We start from the raw sequence: 21,506 nt of genomic DNA on the forward strand, positions 1-21,506 counted from the left end.
GTGGGCGGGGGCGGGGCGGTGCCGGAAGGGGTCAGAGCTGGAAGGTCAGGGTGGGGGAGTGCCGGGGGTCGCCGGGCCGCAGGTGCAGGGTCCGCCGCCGCGCGTCGAGGACGACGGCGGCCACGGTGCGTTCGGTACGGATACGGCCGTCACCCGGGACGCGGATCGGCGGGCGTGACAGCAGCGCGAGATGGTCCTCCGCCCCGGCGTCCCCGGGGAGCTCCCGCAGCGCGGTCTCGGCGGCGCGCAGCCGCCGCAGGGAGGAGGTGCGGGCGAAGACGTTCAGCTCGTCGCGGTCGGTGAAGTCGGCGGCGAGGAAGTGGTTGGTGTGCACCGACTCGGTGGACCTCATCACCCGGTACTCGGCCCCCAGGACCTCCACCCAGGCGGTCATGGTGGCGTCGGCCAGCACGATCGTACGAGAGCTGGCCAGCGGCAGCGCCCGTAGCGTCGCGACGGCCCGCTCCACCGAGTCCGCGCTGTCCAGCAGATGGCGGATGGCGAGATACGGCGGCAGGCCGGGCCCCCAGGCGCCGCCGAGCACCAGGTTCAGGCCGACGGCGAGGCCGGACGTGTTGACGCCGAGATAGCCGAGGAGCCCGCCGAAGCTGAGGACCAGGGCCCGCCGCCGGTCGCCGCCGAGGTCGAGCACCGCGATCTGGTCATCCAGGTTCCCGTTCAGGTCCACGGTCTGCGCCAGCAGCCCCGGCCGGGCATAGCTGGTGCAGTCGCCCCAGGCGGGGATCGACCGGTAGCCGAGGAGTTCACGGCGGAGTTGCAGCAGGGTGGCCTCGTCGGAGGTGAGCCCGGCCCCGGCGGCGAGTCCGGCGATCTCGTCGGCGAGGCGCGGGGTGGCCCGGGTGATCGCCGCCCGGTAGGCGGCGATGTCGGCGGCCAGACCGGCTGGTGTCACCGGGGTCACCGCCGTGGGCAGCAGATGGTTCAGCCGGGCGACGCCGTCGTCCAGGAAGGCGCGCAGCCGCCGCCGCAGCGCCGTGCCGTGCGCGACGCCGAGTGCGTACGGTTCGCCACGGGCGACGACATGCGCCACCGTGGGTACGGTGGTCACCCCTGGTCCGCCGGGTCCATCAGATCCAGGGGCCGCGCCGGGGCCGCCGTGAGCCGCTCCCTCACCCCGGGCCACTCGGCACGCAGGACGCTGTAGTACACGGCGTCGCGCCGGGTGCCGTCCGGCATCGGGTTGAAGCTGCGCAGTGTGCCCTCCTCGGTCGCGCCGATGTTGCGCAGGGCACGGCGGGCCTGCTCGTTGCGCCGGTCCGTCTTGAACTCGACGCGCTCGGCGCCGAGCCGGTCGAAGGCGTGGTGGAGCAGCAGGTACTTGGCGTGGCGGTTGACGCCGCCGCCCCGGAAGTCCCGGCCGAGCCAGGACCAGCCGATCTCCAGCCGCCGGTCCGCCTCGGACAGGTTGCCGTAGCTCATGGACCCGGCGGTGCGGCCGCTGGCCAGGTCGGTGATGTGGAAGACGACCCGGCGGCGGGCCGCGTGGTCGGCGAGCATCGCGTCGAAGAAGGCCGCGAAGGAGGTCTCGTCCTCGACCCGGGAGACGAAGTAGCGCCAGATGGCCGGGTCCATCGCCACCGAGCGGATGGCGTCACGGTCGGCGGCCGTGAGCGGCCGCAGCCGGACGGCGCCGTCGTCCAGGACGGTCGCCGCGCGTTCGGTCCAGGTCATCTCAGCCCACCTCGGCGGCGTGGCGGGTCAGGGCGTCGACGACCTGTGTGAGCGTGCGCATCGCGGCGAGGTCCTGCTCGGTGAAGTGGTGCAGCCCGACCTGGGTCCGGTCGCACACCTCGGTCAGGAAGAGCACCTTGTTCAGCGAGGTCAGACCGAGGTGGTCGAGATCCGCGCCGGGGTCGAGGGCCTCCGGTGGCGGCTGGTGCGGCAGCAGCCGGGCCAGCGCGGCGCGGGCCGTGGTCTCGATCGTGTCGGAGGCTTCGGACATGTCAGACATGGATTCCCTCCCGGGGGTCGGTGACGAGATGGCGGTAGCGGGCCTCGATATGCGCGCGGCGGGGTTTGAACTGGGCGCTGAGCAGACCGTTGTCCACACTGAAGCGCTCCGCGAGTACCGCTTTGCCGATCCGCTCGTCATGGTCGAGCCCGGCGTTGGCCTCCCGGAGCGCCGCCGCGATCAGCTCGGGGTCCACCGGACCCCGGGCGGGCGAGACGATGGCGACGAGCTGCCGCTGGGACGGGTTGGTCACCACGCAGTCCTCGATCAGGGGGCTGGCCCGCAGCCGTTCCTCGATCGGCCGGACGACGATCTTCTTGCCGTTGTCCAGGACGATGACATCGTCGGCCCGGCCCAGGACGTAGAGGTATCCGTCCTCGTCCAGCCGGCCGAGGTCGCCGGTGCGCACGATCCCGCCGGGCCGGAACATCGCCTCCGAGTCACCGGGCCCGGCGTGCTCGTAACCGGTGGCCACCGGATGATCGCCCCGGACGTTGATCACCCCGTCCGCGTCGATGAACACGCTCTTGCCCGGCAGGACCCGGCCCACACTGCCGGGGCGGTGCGCGCCGGGATGGTTCTTGGTCACGATGCAGGTCTCGTTGAGTCCGTACCCCTCGTAGATCGGCAGCCCGGCCTCGGTGAAGAAGCGCAGGGTGGCCGGGTCGGCGGGCGCGGAACCGGTCCACAGATAGCGGATCCGGTCGCCGAAGAGTCCGGCGGCGGCCTGTGCCGGAGTGGTCCCGGTACGGGCGGCCGTCTCCCGCAGATGGGCGCGGGCCGTCGTGTAGAAACCGGGCACGCCCATCACGACCGTCGGCCGCGCGGTGCGCAGGGCGGCGAACGCGGCCTCGTAGGTGCTGATCGTCACGGAATGGCCGAACGCGAACGCCGAGTAGACCCAGTACCGCTGCTGGAGCAGGGAGAGCGGCAGGAACACGAAGAGGTCGTCACCGGGCCCATGGGCGAACATCTCCTGGACGGCGGCGAGCGAGTCGTCGATGCTTCCCGCGCTCGCCAGCAGCGACTTGGCCGGGCCGCTGCTGCCCGAGGTGAACTTCAGCGCGGGCGCCTCGTCCGGCCGCCACACCACCGGGGGCGGTCCGGCCGGGGCCGGAGGCAGGTCGTGGACGGAGGCGAGGGGGTGGATCCGGGCCCAGGCCGAGGCCGGTGTGGGCCCGGCGGGCCGGGCGGAGGCGGGGGCGGGGGTGGGCTCGTCGGGCCGGGTGGGCTCCGCCCCGCGTGGGGTCCCCGCGGGGTGGCCGGTCTCCTCGCGCCGGCCGGTCTCCTCGCGCCGGTCGGTGAAGAGCAGCGCGAGGCCGTAGCGGTCGACGAGTTCGGCGCCGGTGGCGTCGAACTTCCCGGGGTCGAATCCGGCGGTGACCGCCTTGACCCGCAGTGCGGCCAGGTCGAGCAGGACCCAGGCGAGGCAGTTCGCCCCGAGGACGCCGATCCGGTCGCCGGGCCGCACGCCGAGACCCCGCAGATGAGCGGCGACCCGGCCCGAGCGCTCCCAGACCTCGGTGAGGTCCCAGGACTCCGTGGCACCGAGACGGGTGACAGTGAGCCGGTGGCCGGGCCGCGGCGGGCCGTCGACCACCCGGTTGAGCACGCTCACGATGCCTCCCCGATCCTGCGGGCCATCGCCCGTACCGTATTCACCCGGATCAGTTCCGACAGCGGGATGGTGACCTTGAACCGCTTGCGCACCCCGGCCAGGATCCGGGCCGCGGCGAGCGAGTCGGCGCCCATCTCGGTCAGCGGGGTCAGGGCGTCGACCTCGGGCACCTTGAGCACGGTCGCCCACAGTCCGGCGAGTTCGCGTTCGACGCCCTCGGCCGGTGTGGTGTCGCCGGACGCGACGGCCACGGGCGCGTTGCCGCGCGCCAGCCGGGCGCGGTCGACCTTGCCGTTGCCGGTCAGCGGCAGGCGCTCATGCCAGACCACGGCGGCCGGGACCAGGTAGGCGGGGAGCCGGTCGCGCAGGGCGGTGAGCAGCGCCTCCCCCCGCTGTCGTCCCTCCTCCCACTGCCCCGTCGTCTCGCGTTCTGTCCCCTCCCGTCGCCGGGTGTCGGCGCCGGTCCGGTCAGGGCGGTCCGGCACCACATGGGCGGTCAGGAGATCACCCCGGTCACCCGGGTGGCGGACCACGGCCGCCTGCCGTACCCCGTCCAGGGCGAGGAGGTGCGTCTCGACCTCGCCCGCCTCGATCCGATGGCCGTTGACCTTCAGCTGGGTGTCCGACCGGCCGAGGATGTCGATCTCGCCCGAGGGCAGATAGCGGCCGAGGTCACCGGTCCGGTAGAGCCGGACGCCGCGGTGCGGGTCGAGGAAGAACCTCGCGTCGGTGGCCCGCTGGTCCTTCCAGTACCCCCGGGCCAGACCCGTCCCCGACGCGTGGATCTCGCCGGTCGCCCAGTCCGGCAGGTCGAGTCCGTCCTCGCTCAGGACGTACAGCCTGTTGTTGTCGTTCGGCCGTCCGTACGGGAGGGTCCGTGAGCCGTCCTCGCCGGGGCCGACGGGGTGGACGACGTTCCAGACCGTCGTCTCGGTCGGGCCGCCGAGGGCGACCACATCCAGTCCGGGCAGGCTCCCGCGCAGGGCGGCGGGCAGGCCGGGCGGGACGCGGTCGCCGCTCATCAGCACCAGGCGCAGGTCCGCCAGCGGGTGGAGGCCGTCGTCGAGGGCCTGCTCATGGAGGAGCGCGACGATCTGCGGCACCGAGTTCCACACCGTGACCCGGCCGTGTGCGCACCGGTCGAGCCAGTGCGCGGGGTCGGCGGCCCGGTCGTGGTCGGGCAGGACGAGGGCGGCACCGGCGGACAGCGCGCCGAAGACGTCGTACACCGACAGATCGAAGCCGAAGGCGCTGACCGCGAAGAGCCGGTCCGCCGGGCCGACGCCGAAGCGGCGGGCGCAGTCCGCGACGACGTTGACGACGGACCGGTGGCTGACCATCACCCCGCGCGGGGTACCGGTGGTGCCGGAGGTGGGCAGGACATAGGCGAGGTCGTCGGGGGTGGCCCCGGCGGCGGGGGAGAGGTGGCCGGGACCGTCGCCCGGGTCGGCCCGGTGGTCCAGGACGAGGACTACCCGCCCGTCCGACGCGTCCGCGCTCCCGGGGGAGTTGGTCAGCACACACCGCACCTCGCCGCCGTCGAGCAGCTCCCGCCGTCTGCGGGCGGGCAGCTCCGCGGCCACGGGCAGATAGGCCGCGCCCGCCAGGAGGGTGGCCAGGATGCCGACGATCTGCTCCGGCCCCCGGGTCATCACCAGCCCCACCAGCTCCTCCCGGCCGACGCCGTGGGCGCGCAGCAGGCCCGCCGCGGCCACGGCCCGCCGGTGCAGCTCCGCGTAGGTGAGCGCACCGGTGGAGGTGAGCACCGCCGGTGCCCCGGGGGCCTCGCGCACCCGGGCCAGGAAGGCGTCCTGGAGCAGCGCGGGCGGCCGGGGCCGGTCCGTGTCGTTGGCCGCGCGCCTGCGCTCGCGCTGCTCGGGCGGGAGCAGGTCGAAGCGGTGCCGCCGCCACTGGTCCGGGTCGTCGAGCAGATCGAGCAGGCGCTGGTAACCCCCCGCCAGATCGTCGAGCAGACCGTCGGGGAAGAGCTCGTCGACACCGTCGAGCTGGACGACCGCACCGCCGTGCTGCTCCATGGCGAAGACGTTGAGCCAGGTCTGCGGGGTCTGGCTGACGGTGTGGACCTCGGGCCCGAACAGCTCCAGCGCGGATCCGTCCACGCCGGGGAGCGGATAGCCGATGGTGCTGTTGAAGGTGAAGGGCATACGGGGCTGTCCGCCGACGCGCAGACCGATCTCCCGCAGGACCTCGATACCGGAGAAGTGACGGTGGTCGAGGTCGGCCCGCAACCGCTCCTGGAGGGCCCTGGCCCGCCCGGTGAAGGACAGCCCCCGGTCCAGCTCGACGGAGACCAGCATCGGATCGCTGTACTGCCCGATGGATTCGAGGATCCGCGGGTGGACGGGCGGACGGTGGGCGGCCGTGGTGGTCAGGGTGAACCGGGGGCCCGCGCCCCAGCAGGCGAGGGTCTCGGCGTACGCGGCGAAGAGCAGCCCGGACGGGGTGAGCCCGGCACCGGCGGCCCGCTCCTTCAGCGCCGCCCACCGCGCGGGCGGGACACGCACGAGGCGCTGGGTGAACCGGGGTTCGGCGATCTCGGACGGGTCCCTCGCCAGCGGCAGCCCCGGGTGCTCCCACACGGTGCCGCGCTCCAGGCGCTCCAGCCAGTACGCCTTCGCCCGGGCGTAGGGCTTGCGGGCGCGTGCGGCGTCGAGGCTGGTCACATAGGACGCGAAGGAGATCTCCTCGGGCTCCTCCGGCGTGATGGGCTCCTCGGCCGTGATGGGCTCGTTGGCCGTGATGGGTTCCTCGGCCGTGACGGGTCCCTCGGGCGTGATGGGCTCGTTGGCCGTGATGGGTTCCTCGGCCGCGCCCGCGCCCGCGTACCGTGCCCACCAGGCGCGGAAGAAGAGGAACATGCTGATCCCGTCCATGACCAGGCCGTCGTGGCCGAGGTGCAGGACCATCCGGCCGCCCGGCAGGAGCGAGATCTCGGCCGCGATCAGCGGCGCGCGCCCGGCGGGCAGCATCCGGTGCGACCAGCGGGCGCGCTGCGCGGCGCGCTCGGTGCCGTCGTCGTCGCGCAGATCGGCCAGGGGGATCCGTACCTCGGCGCGCGGCTGGCGGACCTGGGTGAGTTCCGGGGTGAAGCGGGAGCGGAGGGCGTCGTGCGCGGCGATCACGGAGTTGAGCGCGGACTGGAGCCGCTCGGTGTCCCAGTGGCCCTCGATCTCGTGGTAGACGTAACTGGCCACATTGCCCAGCTCGAACGCCTCGTCCCGGCCCGCCAGATAGCCCTGCTGGAGCGGGGTCAGGGCGAACCCGGGCACCGGGGTGAGATGGGCGAGGAGATCGGGCTTGACGGCCCTGATCCGCTGGACGAGTTCCGTGTCGACGCGTTCGCGCGGTCCCTGGAGCCGCAGGTCCGCGCCGACGGCGACGATGCTCAGGCCACGGGCGCTGATCTCGTCCAGCACCGCCAGATAGCCGGTCACCGGGCCACCTCCTCGGCCAGGTACGCGCCCAGCGCGGCGATGCTCCGTTCGGCGAGCAGTTCGGGGAGCGGGACGTCGAGGTCGTACCGTTCCAGGATCTGGTACTGGACCGCGACGAGCTGCAACGACGACGCGCCGAGCGCCCGCAGGGAGGTGCCGGCGACCTCGGCTCCCTCGGGGAGGCCGAGGGACCGGCGCACGAGATCGGTCAGCCAGGGCAGGGCGGCGGCCACGGCTCCGGCCGTGCCCGTCGCAGCCGTGGTGTCCGCCGCAGCAGGTGGGCCCGTCGCGCCCGTGGTGTCCGCTGTATCCGCCGTACGGGTCGCCCTCGGGTCTGCCGCCGTCGGGCCCGCCGCGGTGGGGGAGGCGTTCGGCGGCGCGGCGGTCCCGGAAGCGCTGGGGGGACCGGCGGCCGGGACGGACGTCGGTTCGGCCATGAAGAACACCTGCCCGGTCAGGTCCACCACCGTCCCGGCGGGGACCGGTTCCACCGTCGTCGGCCAGAGTGGCCCGGTCGCGTCCCCCGTCCCGTACTCCGGCACCGGATCGCCGAGCAGCACGGCCAGGCGGGCGGCGAAACGCGGCATGACGGGGGCGGCGACCCGCGACAGCAGCCGGGCGGCCGCCAGTTCGAGAGCGATGGCCGTACGGCTCTCCGCCGCCCACCGTGGCGCGTCGGCGAGCCGTTCCTCGCGCGCCGCGAACGCGCGTACGTCGGTGACGAGGCCCTCCAGTTCGGCGGTGGCCGCCCGCAGCGAGAACCCGTCCTGGCCCAGGCTCGCCGTCACGGCGGCCAGGCGCCCGCCGAGCCGGGCGTAGAACGCCGTGTGCTCCGGGGTCCACACGCCCGCGTCCGGCACCCTGCCGCCGTACCGCGTCCGCAGCCGTTCGCCCAGCCCGTCCAGCCAGCGCTGCCAGCCGTCGATGAGCACGTCGCGCACGGTCGCGGCATACCGCTCCCGGTCGAAGTTGGTGCGCTCGCCCTCCGGACGGGTACGGGCGAGGTGGAAGCGCACCGCGTCGACGGTCTCCGGCGCGAGGAGGTCCCGGCCCCACACCGCGTGCCGTCTGCTGGTGGAGAACTTCTGGTGGTCCAGCAGATAGAACTCGTTGACGTGGTAGTCGATGTCCGGCTCCCAGTCCGGGAACGCGAGCCGGTAGAGCACCGGATAGAGGATCGCGTGGTAGAAGCTGTTGTCGTAGCCGAAGAAGTGCACGATCTTCCAGTCCCGCTCCGGCTTGTCCGCGCGCCACCGCTCGCCGGATTCGGCGCCGAGCGCGGCGATCTGGTGCAGGAAGCCGTACGCCATCTCCGGCCACACCCAGATCACCTGGTCGTCGGTGTCGTACGGCGGCACGCCCCACCGCGCGGGGTGGGTCAGCGGCAGGTCCAGGCTCTCCCGGGCGAGCACCCGCTCGGCCAGTTCACGCAGGCGCGCGGGGACCCGGCCCAGCCGGTGGTGCGCGTCGACGGTCTCGCGGAAGGTGTGCAGCGGCAGGCAGTGGCGGGTCAGGGTGCCCCTCCGCACCGGTCCCGAGTGCCGGGAGCGCGCCCCGGTGAGGTCGGCGGCGATATTGGGCTCCCCGCACTCCTCGCAGATGTTGCCGTTCGCGTCGGCCCCGCAGACGGGGCAGGAGCCGGACACATCGACCTCGTAGAGATAGGCGCCGCTCTCCTCGTCGAACAGCGCGGGCAGGTCGCGGCGGGTCACCGCGCCGGACGCCGTCAGCGCGGCGAAGAAGTCGCGCAGTCCCTCGCGGTATGTGGGGTCGGTGCTGGTCACGGTGTACCGGTCGGGGCGGATGTCCATCAGCTCCAGGGTGCGGGCGATCTCCGCGCCGTAGCGCGCGGCGACCTCCCGCGGTGTGCTCCGCTCCCGCTCCGCCGTGGCGGCCACATAGCTCTGGTGGTCGTCGCTGCCGGTCAGATGCCAGGCCCGTACCCCGTTCATCCGCTGGAAGCGGACGAAGGCGTCGGCGCCGAGGTAGGGGCCGGAGAGATGGCCGAGATGGAGATCGCCGTTGGGGGTGGGCGGGGTGGAGAAGACAAAGACCGGACGCTGCCCGAAGCGGCGGCGGCCGGGGCGCGCGGCCGACTCCCCGGCGTGCCGCGCGGCGCGCCAGTAGCAGGTCACGAAGACGATGTCGGTGGCGCCGGAGTTCTCGATCACATGCGTCTCGAAGGGGTCGAAGGTGATGACCGTGCCCGGCGCCACGGGATGGCGCGCGCCGTCCACCACGACCTCGCCGTCGCCCGACACGATGACGAACATCTCGATCTCGTCGTGCTGGTGCGGGTCGGAGCGCCCGCCCGGCACCACCCGGCCCCACGCCGCGCCGAGACCCACCCCGCCCGGCAGGCCGATCGCGCTCATGTCGATACCGAAGGCGTCGCTGAGCGCCGCGGGGTCGAAGGCGTCGATCCTCATCGTGAACTCCCATTCCCGCTCGGGTCGAACGACTGGACGGCCTCGGCCGCGATGGCCGGTGCGAGGCGGTACCCGGATCCGTTGGCCGCGCCCGCGAACACCACCCGGCGCTCCGGGTCGAGCGGGCACACCAGCGGCTGGCCGGTCGGGCTGTAGGCGTCGCAGAAGACGCGTCCGGACGTGCAGCGCTCCGCGAGGGCGGGCGCGTAGCGGCCCAGACAGGCCCGGGCCCGCTCCACGTCCTCGGCACCGAGACCGGCCGCGACCCGGTCGGGGTCGACGTCCCAGTCCGGGCTGGTGTAGCTGAACAGCCAGTGCCCCCGGTAGGCCAGCGGCAGCAGGAAGGCGTCCTCGTCATGGAAGACGAGGGCCCGGTCGGTCCCGGTGGCGCGGTGGTCGACATGCAGCGCGACGACCTTCTTGACCCGAACCCCCAGCGGCGCCACCAGCGCGGCCCACGCGGGCGCGCTCAGCCAGGGCCCCGGGGCCAGGACCACCCGGTCGACGGTCAGCCGCTCGCCCGTGCTGAGCGAGAGCCCCACCCCGTACGCGCCCCGGCCGCCCGGGTCGAGCGCGGTGACCCGGACCCCCTCCCGTACGGTGCCCCGGGGACGCACCTCGGTGACCAGCGTCTGGACCAGCCGGTGCACATCGGCGTACTGCGCGCCCGCCACATCCCACACCGAGATGTCCCGCCCCACCCGGACCTCGGCGCCACAGGCCGTCAGGACGGCGGGGGTGCTCTCACGGCGGACCGGCCGGGCGTAGACCGTGGCGAGCTCCGTCGGCGCGGCGCGCGACAGCACACTCATGGCGACCGGGTAGATCGGTGTGGCGGGCCGCTCGGTTCTGAGCCGCTCGTAGAAGTCCTGGCTGTACGCCGACATCCGGCGCACCCGGGGGCTCGCCCCGCGCGGGAAGTGCAGTCCGGCCGAGCGCCGACTGGCGCCACCGCCGACCACGTCCTGGTCGAGCAGGAGGACCCCGGCGTCCGGATGGCGGTCGAGGAGCCGCCGGGCCACGAGGGCGCCGATGATGCCCCCGCCGATCACCGCGACCGTGCCGGGGGTCATCGGGTGCCTTCCCACGCCGTGTGCCCGTCGGTGTCCGCCGCCGCGGGTCCGTCGGCGTCCGGAGCCGCGTGCGCGTCTCTTCTCGCCGTGTGTCCGTCGGCGTTCGCCGCCGTGGGCCCGGCACGGTCGGCGGCCGCGCAGGCGTCCTTGTCCGCCGCCGCGGGTCCGTCGGCGTTCGTCCAGTCGACGAAGGCGGGCAGTTGCTCCTCCCGCTGGACCCCGAGCAGCCGGTCGGCGATGCGCTGGCTGCGCCACGCCAGGAGGCTGAGGTTCTTGTCGGCGAGACCGCGCTGGGCGGGGGCGCCGTTCTGGATGAAGACGCTGCGGTCGGCGGGGCCGTCCCAGCACACCGCGAAGTCCCGGTCCACCTGGTACTCGCCGTCCGCCCAGGCGAGCCGGTCCGCCACGGGGGCGAGGAGATCGAGCCGTCCGGTACGGAAGCCGGTGGACCAGACGATCACATCGGCCGTGACGTACGCGGGCAGGCCGGGCCGGTCGTTGTCGACCACCGTCAGCTCCCACGCCGCACCGGCCCGGCGCACACCCGTGATCTCCCGGTTGGGACAGAGCCGGACCAGTCCGGGCGAGCGTGCGACGAACCGGTGGTGGTAGGCGCGCTGGTAGATCGCGCGCAGCGTGGACACGGAGATGCCGTCGCTGGACAGGACGGCCTCCTGGTTGATCCGTTCGCGCGTCGTGTGCTCCAGACCGTAGAAGTACTCGGAGTGGCAGGGCGTGTAGCACTCGTTGGTGAACGGTGTGTCGTCGATCGGCAGGAAGTTGCGCCGCCGGGAGAACCAGGAGACCCGGCTGGGGAGTCCGGGGCCCTCCCGGGAGATCAGGTCGAGCAGGACCTCGGCGCCCGACTGCCCGCCACCCACCACCACGACACGCTTGCCGCCGAGGTCGGCCGCCTTGTCGACGAAGTCGCACACATGGAACTGGCTGGGTGAGTTCCAGCCCTGTCCGGCGGGGGGAATCCACGGCCGGGCGCCGACGCCGACGGAGATGTTGTCCGCGGTGAGCACGCGTTCGCCGGTACGCACCCGGAACACCCCGTCGAAGTCGACGGAGCGCACCTCCTCCCCGAACACGACGTTCTTCACGCGCCAGCTCGCCCACTCCAGGTAGTTGCGGAACTCCTGCCGCGGCACGGCGTCGAACTGGGCGTTGATGAAGTGGTAGATCCGCCCCTGGTCGTGGAGGTAGTTCAGGAACGAGAACTGGCTCGTGGGGTCGGCGAGACTGACCAGGTCCTTGAGCACCGAGACCTGGAGCAGCGAGCCGGGGATCTGCTGGCCGTCGTGCCAGCCGAACGCCGCCTTGCGGTCGAGGAAGAGACTCGGCGGGTCGGGGTGCGGGTGCAGCAGCGCGGCGAGGCTGAGGTTGGCGGGCCCGACGCCCACGCCGATCACTCTGAAGTGGCTCGTTCCGGTCATAGGCGCGGGCCTCCGTCGGTGTCCGGGGGCCCGTCCGCCTTCGGGGGCCCAGCCAGGGCGCTCGGGGGCGCGGCCCTGGGGCGTGCCGCGCCGACGGGCACTGCCGCCGTGCGCCGTCCGGTGCCGCCTGCCTCGTGCCTGAGCCGTAATCGGGTCATAGGGGCCGCCCTTTCAGGACGGGAACGCGGATACGGGCGAGGGGCGCGCGCTCTCGGGAGGGGTGCCAGGGGGCGCGGTGGGCAGGGGCGGCCCAGGGGCCATGGCGGTCGCGGCGGTGTCTCCGTCCGCGCCTGCGCCCGCGTCCCCGTCCGCGCCTGCACCTGCACCTGCGCCCGCGTCCCCGTCCGCGCCCGCGTCCGTGCCTGCTGACCCGGACGCGGCCGGATGTCCGGCGTCGCTGACGACATCCGCGTCATGACGACACCCCCCGGGCGGTCCGGTACGGGTCGATCGCCGCCGCGATGACGGCCTGCTGCACCTCCGACGAGCCCTCGTAGATCCGCAGGGACCGGATCTGCCGGTAGAGCCGCTCCATCAGGCTGTCCCGGACCAGCCCGGCCGCGCCGAAGACCTGGAGCGCGCTGTCCACGATCTCCTGCGCGGCCTCGGTGGCGTAGAACTTGGCCACCGCCGAGTGCCGGGGGTAGCGCGGGTCCCCGTGGTCGGTCTCCCAGGCCGCGCGGGCCACCAGCAGCGCGGCGGCGTCCAGTTTGACCTCCATGCCGGCGAAGGCGGCGCGCACGGTCGGCAGGTCGAAGAGCTTCCCACCCCGCATCGGCCGGGCCAGGGCCCGGGCGAGCGCCGCGTCGGCGGCCCGCCGGGCGAAGCCGAGGGCGGCGGCCCCGACGGTCATCCGGAACCGGTCCAGCACCTCCATCGCGATCGGGAACCCACCGCCCCGCCTGCCGAGCAGCGCCTGCCCCGGCAGGGCGCACTCCTCGAAGACCAGATGGCCCAGGGCACGCGGCGCGATCATCGGCACCGGCCGCACCCGCAGACCGGGTGTGGTCGCGGGTACCAGGAACGCGCTGAGGCCCAGCGCGCCCGGCCCCGGTCCGGTGCGCGCGATCACCGTGTAGACATCGGCGATACCGGCGTGGGCGATCCATGCCTTGCCTCCGTCGAGCACCCAGCCCGTCGCGGTCTCGCGTGCGTCGAGGCCGATCGCGGCGACGTCCGAGCCCGCCGCCTCCTCGGAGACCGCGAAGGCGGCGCAGAGTTCGCCCCTGGCCAGTCCGGGCAGATACCGGCGGCGCTGCTCGCCGGTGCCGTGGCGGCGCAGCGGGCCGGCCGCCAGGGCCTGGATGGAGAAGGTGTAGTCGGCGAGGTCACCGGCGTACGCCAGGGCTTCCCGCGCCAGGCACAGCGCGCGGTGGTCGTCGGGGCCGCCGTCGAGGAAGGCCAGCCAGCCCCCGTCGCCGAGGGCGCGCAGGATGCGCGGGCCCGCCGTCATGGGCGGCTCCGCGTCCGCCAGCAGGTCCTCGTGACCGTCGCACCAGAGGGTCAGCCGGTGGGCCAGTTCGCGATGGTGCTCCTCGTACAGGGGCAGGGCGAGGATCCTGGGGTCGAAGGCGCCGGGTGAGGGGGCCGGGGGCATCAGATGATCACCTCCGCCGTTCCGGGCGCGGTGAGCGTGCTGTCCGCCGTTCCGGGCGCCGTGAGAGCGCCGTCCGCCGTACCGGGCGCCGTGAGCGGGCCGTTCCGGTCCCCGGCTGCCGTGAGTGGGCCGTGCCCGTCGCCGGCTGCCGTGAGACGGTCCACCAGCCGGTGCTCGACGAAGTAGGCGAAGGAGGCGTAGCCGCGCCAGACGCGCCGCCAGTGCCCGGCCACCGCGTCCGCTCCGGACACCGCCGCCACATCGTGCAGATAGGTGATGACGATCTCGGCCGACTGCCGGGCGTGACCGGCGGAGAGGTTGTCGATGGACAGGTGCGCCTCCTCGTACGCCGTGTCGAAGCCGTGGTGGCGCAGCTTCTCCGTCTCGTGCATGCGCTGAGTGCCCAGTCCGAACATCTCGATGGCCAGGTTGTAGCCGAGGATCTCGTCGTAGAGCGAGTCCGGGAACAGCGCGAGACTGAGCTGGAACAGGGAGAATCCGTAGAGGTGGTCGGGGAGTTCGTCCTGGTCGAGGAAGGCGGCGTCGCGGATGTGCGGCACCCGCACCCCCAGGCTGGCGAGGACCTGGTAGATCAGGGTGATGTGGTTCTTGCCGAGGTCGCCGCGCCCCATCTCGTCCGCGTAGATCGCGTAGAGCATGCCGTCACTGCGCCGGGTGCAGCGGCCGGTGGCGCCGACGCGGTGGGCCCAGGCACCGTCGATCATGCTGCCCAGCGCGAAGGTCTTCTGGCCGAAGACCACCTCGTCGCGGTCCGGGATCTCGGTGAGTGGACGGTAGGGGTTGACCAGCTTGTCCCAGTAGATCCGGTCGACGCGTTCATTCAGCGCGGCGGGGGAGTAGTCGAACCAGCTCGCGTCCGTGAGGGTGCCCGCGGCCCCGTGCTCGAAGAGGATCCCGGCGCGGGCGAGGCCGTCCTCGGCGCAGTCGCGGGCGAGGGGGCGGATATGGGGGAAGTTCTCGACGTTGACCAGCCGGTGGAGGAAGGCGCGGTCGTCGCCGCGTACGGCCGTTCGCAGCCGCACCCCGGGCGGCGGCGCGGCGATGGCCTCCGCGAGCGCGGCCGCGCCACCGTCACCGGCCGTGTCCGGGGTGAGGCCGGCGCCGGGTGCGGCTCCGGCGGCGATCGAGGCGGCCCAGCGCCGGAAGGTCGCCGCCTCCCGCTCGTCGAAGACGCCGAACATGGGACCGCCGAACCGGATGGCCCGCAGGAACCGGCACGTGCCGTCACGCGACGCCAGATGCGGGGACGCCCTGAGGTCGGCGACGAACGCGGCCACGTCGAAGCCGGGCTCGCCGAACCGCTCGCTCAGCGGCCTGCCGCCGACGCGCACCCCACGGTGCTGCTTGCCCGCGTACGGCGCGTGCCGCGCCACGATCCGCGCGACCTCCGCCTCCAGGGAGAGGCCCGTGTGCCACTCGGCGATGTCCCGCAGCAGGCGCGCGTGTTCCAGCTCCATCGCGAGCGCCCGGCTGACCGCCGTACCGAGCCGGTCGCGGACGGGTGGCGGGGAGAGCGCGAGATACGTGGTGAGGGTGGCCCGCAGCTCCGCCTCGGCGAGCAGGGGCCGGGTGCCCAGCAGGAGTTCGTCGACGCCGAGCGCGGTCATGGCGTAGTGCGTACCGACGACCTCGGGCAGGAACGTCGCGGACAGCCTGGCCAGGCTGAGGTGGCAGGCGCCGTGCCACATGGTCAGCGGCCTGGCCTCGGTCCGGCGCAGGAAGTCCGGCGCCGTGACCTCCGGGAGGAAGATCCCCCTGTCCTCCAGGGCGGTGCGGCGCAGGTGGTGCAGCCCGCGCCGGGGGTTGCCCTCGCCGCGCCAGAGGAACTGGTGGCGCACCAGGTGGTTCACCACGACCGAGGGCTGTGTGGCGGGCTGGGAGACCGCGTCGAGCCAGCAGCCCCCGATCAGTGCCAGCGGCGCCCGCTGCGCCAGGACGGCGTCACGGACCCGGGGCCCGGCCTCCGCCACCGGCCGCAGCAGCTCCGTGATCCGACGGCGTACGTCGTGCGTCCGCGCGGCGATGGCGTCGGCCCGTTGTTCGCTTGGGCACGGGCCGCCGGGTTCGTGACGCGCGCCGGATGTTCCCCGTACGCCGTCGTCGTGACCGGCCGGTACCCCCGCGCGCGCCTCCCTCAGCGCCGTCTCCGGTCGGCACGTCTCCGGGCCGGTTGCCCCTCGGCCGGTTGCCTCTCGGCGGGTTGTCTCTCGGTCGGCCGGATCCCGGTGCGCCGGATCCCGGGCCCGCCCGAGGTGGCCGTGGAGCACATGCCGGGCCAGGAGGAACACCGCCTCGGACTCCTGGTCGCCGATCAGCCTCAGGTAGACGGCCTCCGGGCCGGCGGCGATCGTGTCCCCGGCCGCCGCCTCGGCGGACGGGGAGAACTCGGCGGTGGACAGGGGCGCGACGACGAACGTGTCGGGCAAGGTGAAAGCGGACATCGGGGTCTCCGGTCGCTGTCGTCTGGCGGTGCGGATCAGTGCGGTGACGGGGCCTTGCGCAACAACATGGCGGCGCGGGAGCCCGGCACGCTCGCGGCGAGCAGGTAGTACCCGCCCGCCTCGGTGCGCCGGTCGACGAGGTTGATCAGCGGGTCGGCGGCGAAGCAGTGGCCGGTCCGGGCGGTGTTGGAGGTGTCGAGCTGCGCGGGCGTGAATCCGGCCAGGCGTTCCTTCATCACGATGAGGGGGATATACAGGTTGCTGTGCAGTACACCGGCCAGATCACGGGGGGTCAGTCCCCGCGGGGGCAGCAGGATGTCGTTGACCCGTCGCGACAGATCCGCGTTGATCTCGTTCCCCCAGTCCAGCGCCTGGGGGTCCCGCGCGCTCGCCGTGCCCAGGATCTCGTACTCCCCGGGCCGCGCGGTGACCCGGCAGCCCGCGGCGCCGTCGCTGAAGAGCGCGAAGTTCTCCACCCGGGCCGACTCCGTGGTACTGCGGTCCGCCGTGATCACCAGGACATCCCGGTGGGCGCCGCTCCGGACGAGGGCCTCGGCCACGCCGAGCCCCGTCACCAGGTTGGTGCACCGGTTGAGGGTCAGGCCCAGGAAGGGGCAGTCGAGGCCGAGCCCCGTCAGGATGGTCTCCATCAGCCGTCCGTGGGTGTGGGCGTCGCCGGGGAACCTCGTCGAGCACACCACGAGACAGTCCACCCGGGACTCCGGCGGGGCGTCGGGTCCGGACTCCGGCGGGGCGTCGGGCCGGGCCATGCCGGTGATCTCCCGCCCGACCCGGATGACCAGCTCCTCCAGCTCCCGCTCGGTGCGGTGGACCGTGCCCCAGCCCCATAACCGCGCGTCAGGCTCCATGCCGTACGCACGGGTCCGGTCGGCGAAGCCGGGGATCTCCCGGTGGTCCCGCGCGATCTCGCCGAGCAGATAGCGGGGCGCGGTCAGATAGGCCCGGGCGATGGCGGTGGGGGCTGGCGTCGCGGCCGGGGCGACGGCGGTCCGGTTCGTGGTCGCGGCGGCCGGGATCATGATGGCGGCCCCGGCAGGCCGCTCGGCACACGGCGCCCGGGCAGGTGCCGAACGGTGCCGAAGGTGTCCGCGCGGCGCGGTTCGGCACCTGCGGTGACCCCGCTGAGCTGACCGGTCATGCTTCCCAATTCCTGTCTGGCGCCGATCTGGACCATGTCGACCGTCATCTCCTCCGCCGCATGTCGCGTCGTTCCTCGATGACTTTCCCGGGACGCCCTTCACCAGCGGAGCGGTCGGCGCCGGCCCCCTACGCAGGGGAGGGGCGGGACACGCGGACGACCGGTCCACGGGGCCGCCGCGTGAAGCGGGCGGACCGTCCGGCCCATGGTTCGGCCTTACCTCGAACGGCGGTGCTCCGGCGGGCCGGTGGCGATGTTCGGAGACCGTTCCGCGATCGGCTTCGGACATCGAACGGGCCGTGTGGGCCGGCCGGGGCGCGGGGCGCACCGTGGCGGCACGGCAGGTGGTGTTCCGAACCGTGGCCGCATGGGTGCTCCCCCCTATCTGCCCTCACTCCAGGGTCGCGATCGGGACGGAGGATCCGGCGCGCTCGCCGTCCGTCCATCGTGGCCGACCAACACAACAAGCGGAACGCTGATGCCATTGTCGAATAAGCAATGGGCATGTCAAGACGTGTCACTGCGTCCCCTGGATTTTCTCCCGAAACACTTCCGGCCGATCGATCCGCTCAAGCGGGCGCGACCATGGCCGAAATACCTCTTGCCCGGGTGGCTGGGGCGGCCCTGTGTCCCCACACGATCCGGCCATCCCCACCACCCGGGAATCGGCGCAGGGAGACCGCCGGGATCCCGAACGGGGCGATCTCCTCCCACGCGCGAACGGTCAGGACGGCGGCACGTCCGCGCACCAGAACCCGGTCAGCGCCGCCGCCTCCCGTACTCCTTGCGCGTGACCGGCGCGCGCCGCCGCCTCCCGTACCGACGGGTCCAGAACGTCCGGGCCGATCGCGGCCGCCGCGGCGCCGTTCGGACGGACCACCCGCACCCGCGCCCCCCGCGCGCGCAGCGCGGCGATCTGGTCGTCGAGGTCGGTGCTGCCGGGCACCACCACGACCTGGAGGATGAGGACCCGGTCGCATCCCGTGGCGAGGTCGGCGTTCTCCGCCGTACGGACGCCGCCGTCGATGTACCGCCGCCCGTCGACCGTGACCGGCGGCCAGGCTCCCGGCACCGCGCAGCTCGCCGCCACGGCGTCCACCAGAGCGACACCCGAGGCCGGGCCGAAGACCCGCTCGACACCGGTCGCCGCGTCCACGGCCACGATCCGCAACGCTGAGGCCCCGGAGGCCCCAGCGCGCGGCCAGTCGTGGGAGGGGAGCCGGGCCTCGATCACCGCGCGCCGCTCGGCCTCCGTGACGGTCGGCGCCGCCAGCGCCATGGCGCCGATCCGGCGCCGTACGTCGAGGGCGTCCACGGCACCGTCGTAGGCGTCGAGGACCAGCGCCATCCGGTCCCCGGCGTCGAGCAGCGGCGCCAGTTCGGGGACCTGGAGCGCCGGGTCGACCTGACGCGCGAACAGCTCACCGAGCGGGGCGCCGCCGGTGAGCTGCGCGGCCACGGTCGCCCCCGCTGACGTACCCACGACGAGGTCCGCGTCCCGTACGTCGGCTCCCCCCGCGGCGAGCCCGGTCAGTACCCCGGTCTGCCACGCGACCCCCGCCACACCGCCACCGCCGAAGACCCGTCCGCGTCGCGTCATCCGTCGATGATAGGCGCGGTCCCGGCCCGCCCGGCGGCGTCCCGGTGCTCCGCCCGCCGGGCGGTCCGCTCACCCCCGCCCCTGTACCGCCGCCGTCAGGCGACGGTACGGATGAGCTTCTTGTTGACGAACTCCTCGATCCCGGGCCGTCCGAGTTCCCGGCCGAACCCGGAGCGCTTGATACCGCCGAAGGGCAGTTCGGCCCCCTCGGCGCCGACGCCGTTGACGAAGACCATCCCGGCCTCGATCCGGTCGGCGACGCGCCTGGCCTGGGCGGGGTCGGTGGTGAAGAGGTAGGAGCCGAGACCGTAGGGAGTGTCGTTGGCGATCCGGATGGCGTCTTCCTCGTCGGTGGCGGCGAACACCATCGCGACCGGGCCGAAGAGTTCCTCCCGGGCCGCCGGGTGGGCGGTGGTGAGACCGGTCAGCACTCCGGCGGGGACATGGGCGCCGTGCCGTTCGCCGGTGGTGTGGAGGGTGGCTCCCTGGGCTACGGCGGCGTCGATCTGGCGGCCCAGGTTCTCGGCCGCGGCGGCCGATGACAGCGGGGCGCCGGTCTGGCTCGCGAGCAGTTCGGCGGTGAACCGCTCGACGAAGGCGTCGTGGAGGTGGTCGAGGACCACGAACCGCTTGGCGGCGTTGCAGGCCTGGCCGGTGTTGTCGAGCCGGGCGGCGACGGCGGAGTCGACGACGGCGTCGAGGTCGTCGGTGGAGAGGAGGATGAAGGGGTCGGAGCCGCCGAGTTCGAGGACGACCTTCTTGAGGTGGCGCCCGGCGATCTCCGCGACGGCGGCGCCCGCCCGCTCGGAGCCGGTGAGGGAGACTCCCTGGACCCGGGGATCGGCGATGGCTCCGGCGATCTGCTCGTTGGTGGCGTAGACGTTGACGTAGGCGCCGGCCGGGAAGCCCGCCTCGGTGAAGAGGGCCTCCAGCAGGGCGGCCGTGGCCGGGCACTGCGGCGCGTGCTTGAGCACGATGGTGTTGCCGAGCGCGAGGTTGGGGGCGGCGAAGCGGGCGACCTGGTAGGCGGGGAAGTTCCACGGCATGATGCCGAGGAGTACGCCGACCGGGGCGCGTCGGATGACGGCGGTCCCGGGGCCGGAGCGGACGTCGAGGGGTTCGTCGGCGAGGAACTCCTCGGCGTGGTCGGCGTAGTAGTGGTAGATGTCGGCGCAGAAGTCGATCTCGCCCTCGGCCTCCTGGAGCGGCTTGCCCATCTCCTGGACGATGCCCGCGGCCAGCTCGGCCCGGCGCTCGGTGTGCAGATCGCCGAGACGCCGCAGCAGGGCCGCCCGCTCGGCCACGGAGCTGGTACGCCCCCAGGCCGTGGCGGTGTGGGCGGTTTCGACGGCCGCCGTCACCTCGGCGTCCGTGGCGGTCGGGTAGGTGGCGGTGACTTCACCGGTGGTCGGGTCGGTGACGGCGTACATCATGTCTCCTGAGGGTGGTCGGGGACGGCCGCGGCCGCCGCTGGTGCGCCGGGCCGCGCCAGTCGAGAAGGGCGTATTACGGTGTTTTACGGGCCTTACAGAGTCTCACGGTTCGAGGATCGTCCGGACGCCGGTGTTCGACCGGAGGTCGTCGAAGGCCGCCGCCGCCTCACTCAGCGGGCGGGTACGGCCGACGAGGTCGTCCAGGGGAAGGTGGCCCGACAGGTAGAGGCGGGCCAGCTTCGGGATGTCGAGTTCCCCGATGCTGGAGCCGTAGTTGCAGCCGAGGATGCGCTTGCCCTGGTCCGCGAGGTCGAAGGCGTTGAAGGTGGCCGTCGCGCCGGTCGCCGCCATGCCCACCAGGACCGCCGCCCCGCCTGAGGTGAGCATGTCCGGGAGCGTACCGATGATCCGGGGGTTGCCGATCGCCTCGAAGGCGTACTCGACCCCGCCGAACTCCCGCTGGCACCAGGCCGCGACATCGGTCGCGGCGCCGTCGAGGGTGTGGGTGGCGCCGAACCGCCGTGCGGTCGCGAGGCGTTCGGCCGAGAGATCGACGGCGATGACGGGGTCGGCGCCGACCAGGCGGAGGCCCATCACGATGGAGAGCCCGACTCCGCCGGTGCCGATGACCACCGCCGATTCGCCGGGGCGCACGCCCGCGGTGTTCACGACGGCACCGACGCCCGTCGTGACGGAGCAGCCGAGGAGGGCGCCGATGCCGAAGGGAAGCTCGTCCGGGACCTTCACGGCGGCCACTTCCGGCACGACCAGCCGCCGCGTGAAGGCGCCCAGTCCGAGGTAGGGCCAGACCGGCTCGCCCTGGTCGTCCGTGAACGGGGTGGTGCCGTCGGGGTGGGTGTTGGCGACGGCTTTGGTGCCGGTGCAGAGCCAGGCCATCCCGGCGACGCATCTGCGGCAGCGGCGGCACGGCGCGAACCAGGACAGGACGACATGGTCACCGGCCTTCAGGGAGGCGACGCCAGGACCCGTCGCGGTCACCACCCCGGCCGCCTCGTGCCCGAGGACGAGGGAGCGGTCGCTCGGCCAGTCGCCCGTGACGACATGCAGGTCGGAGTGGCATACGCCCGCCGCGCGTATCTCGATCTCGACCTCGCCGGGTCCGGCGGCCCGCAGGGAGACCTCACGTGAGCGCAGCCCCTCGGCGGGGTCGAAGACGATGGCGGGGGAGGTTGTCGACGACATCAGGACGCCTTCTTCTGTTCCGGGGCCGAGGTGGTGGGATCTTCCGGGGCCGGGGTGGTGGGGGGG

15 protein-coding genes are annotated in these 21,506 nt (G+C 73.5%); all 15 read right to left on the bottom strand.

The window, feature by feature from the left end:
• Nucleotides 1-31: 31 nt before the first annotated feature.
• The 15 genes from ACFVIM_RS08255 to ACFVIM_RS08325 all read right to left on the bottom strand — a co-directional run bounded on the left by ACFVIM_RS08255 (nucleotide 32) and on the right by ACFVIM_RS08325 (nucleotide 21,440).
• Nucleotides 32-1,069, bottom strand: a complete 1,038-nt coding sequence (locus tag ACFVIM_RS08255) for a C45 family autoproteolytic acyltransferase/hydolase (RefSeq protein ID WP_384299851.1) — start codon at nucleotides 1,067-1,069, stop codon at nucleotides 32-34.
• Nucleotides 1,066-1,692 (bottom strand): GNAT family N-acetyltransferase, encoded by a 627-nt coding sequence (locus ACFVIM_RS08260; protein WP_384299852.1) that lies wholly within the window; start codon nucleotides 1,690-1,692, stop codon nucleotides 1,066-1,068. The genes ACFVIM_RS08255 and ACFVIM_RS08260 overlap by 4 nt, the downstream gene beginning before the upstream one ends.
• 1 nt (nucleotide 1,693) lies before the next feature.
• Nucleotides 1,694-1,972, bottom strand: a complete 279-nt coding sequence (locus tag ACFVIM_RS08265; protein ID WP_384299853.1) for an acyl carrier protein — start codon at nucleotides 1,970-1,972, stop codon at nucleotides 1,694-1,696.
• Complete coding sequence (locus tag ACFVIM_RS08270; protein WP_384299866.1) at nucleotides 1,965-3,584, bottom strand: AMP-binding protein; 1,620 nt, start codon at nucleotides 3,582-3,584, stop codon at nucleotides 1,965-1,967. The genes ACFVIM_RS08265 and ACFVIM_RS08270 overlap by 8 nt, the downstream gene beginning before the upstream one ends.
• A 2-nt stretch (nucleotides 3,585-3,586) precedes the next feature.
• Nucleotides 3,587-7,045 (bottom strand): amino acid adenylation domain-containing protein, encoded by a 3,459-nt coding sequence (locus ACFVIM_RS08275; protein ID WP_384299854.1) that lies wholly within the window; start codon nucleotides 7,043-7,045, stop codon nucleotides 3,587-3,589.
• On the bottom strand, nucleotides 7,042-9,474 hold the full coding sequence (locus tag ACFVIM_RS08280; protein WP_384299855.1) for a class I tRNA ligase family protein: 2,433 nt from the start codon (nucleotides 9,472-9,474) through the stop codon (nucleotides 7,042-7,044). Before ACFVIM_RS08280 ends, ACFVIM_RS08275 begins: the two co-directional genes overlap by 4 nt.
• Entirely contained in the window at nucleotides 9,471-10,547 is a 1,077-nt protein-coding gene (locus ACFVIM_RS08285) for an NAD(P)/FAD-dependent oxidoreductase (protein WP_384299856.1), read from the bottom strand. Before ACFVIM_RS08285 ends, ACFVIM_RS08280 begins: the two co-directional genes overlap by 4 nt.
• Nucleotides 10,544-11,986: a lysine N(6)-hydroxylase/L-ornithine N(5)-oxygenase family protein gene (locus tag ACFVIM_RS08290; protein WP_384299857.1), complete on the bottom strand. Its 1,443-nt coding sequence runs from the start codon at nucleotides 11,984-11,986 to the stop codon at nucleotides 10,544-10,546. The genes ACFVIM_RS08285 and ACFVIM_RS08290 overlap by 4 nt, the downstream gene beginning before the upstream one ends.
• Nucleotides 11,987-12,398: 412 nt before the next feature.
• Nucleotides 12,399-13,583 carry an acyl-CoA dehydrogenase family protein gene (locus tag ACFVIM_RS08295; RefSeq protein WP_384299858.1) on the bottom strand — a complete coding sequence of 395 codons (1,185 nt, stop codon included), beginning with the start codon at nucleotides 13,581-13,583 and terminating at the stop codon, nucleotides 12,399-12,401.
• Nucleotides 13,583-16,045: an iron-containing redox enzyme family protein gene (locus ACFVIM_RS08300; protein ID WP_384299859.1), complete on the bottom strand. Its 2,463-nt coding sequence runs from the start codon at nucleotides 16,043-16,045 to the stop codon at nucleotides 13,583-13,585. The genes ACFVIM_RS08295 and ACFVIM_RS08300 overlap by 1 nt, the downstream gene beginning before the upstream one ends.
• A 35-nt stretch (nucleotides 16,046-16,080) precedes the next feature.
• On the bottom strand, nucleotides 16,081-17,085 hold the full coding sequence (locus ACFVIM_RS08305) for a 3-oxoacyl-ACP synthase (RefSeq protein ID WP_384299860.1): 1,005 nt from the start codon (nucleotides 17,083-17,085) through the stop codon (nucleotides 16,081-16,083).
• Nucleotides 17,082-17,252: a hypothetical protein gene (locus ACFVIM_RS08310; RefSeq protein ID WP_384299861.1), complete on the bottom strand. Its 171-nt coding sequence runs from the start codon at nucleotides 17,250-17,252 to the stop codon at nucleotides 17,082-17,084. Before ACFVIM_RS08310 ends, ACFVIM_RS08305 begins: the two co-directional genes overlap by 4 nt.
• A gap of 676 nt (nucleotides 17,253-17,928) precedes the next feature.
• Nucleotides 17,929-18,804: a patatin-like phospholipase family protein gene (locus ACFVIM_RS08315; protein ID WP_384299862.1), complete on the bottom strand. Its 876-nt coding sequence runs from the start codon at nucleotides 18,802-18,804 to the stop codon at nucleotides 17,929-17,931.
• Between the two features lie 95 nt (nucleotides 18,805-18,899).
• Complete coding sequence (locus tag ACFVIM_RS08320) at nucleotides 18,900-20,237, bottom strand: NAD-dependent succinate-semialdehyde dehydrogenase (protein ID WP_384299863.1); 1,338 nt, start codon at nucleotides 20,235-20,237, stop codon at nucleotides 18,900-18,902.
• A 102-nt stretch (nucleotides 20,238-20,339) separates the two neighbouring features.
• Nucleotides 20,340-21,440 (bottom strand): alcohol dehydrogenase catalytic domain-containing protein, encoded by a 1,101-nt coding sequence (locus ACFVIM_RS08325; RefSeq protein ID WP_384299864.1) that lies wholly within the window; start codon nucleotides 21,438-21,440, stop codon nucleotides 20,340-20,342.
• Between the last annotated feature and the right edge of the window lie 66 nt (nucleotides 21,441-21,506).

It is taken from the genome of Streptomyces sp. NPDC057638 (genome assembly GCF_042800315.1).
In the GTDB taxonomy this organism is placed as follows: domain Bacteria; phylum Actinomycetota; class Actinomycetes; order Streptomycetales; family Streptomycetaceae; genus Streptomyces.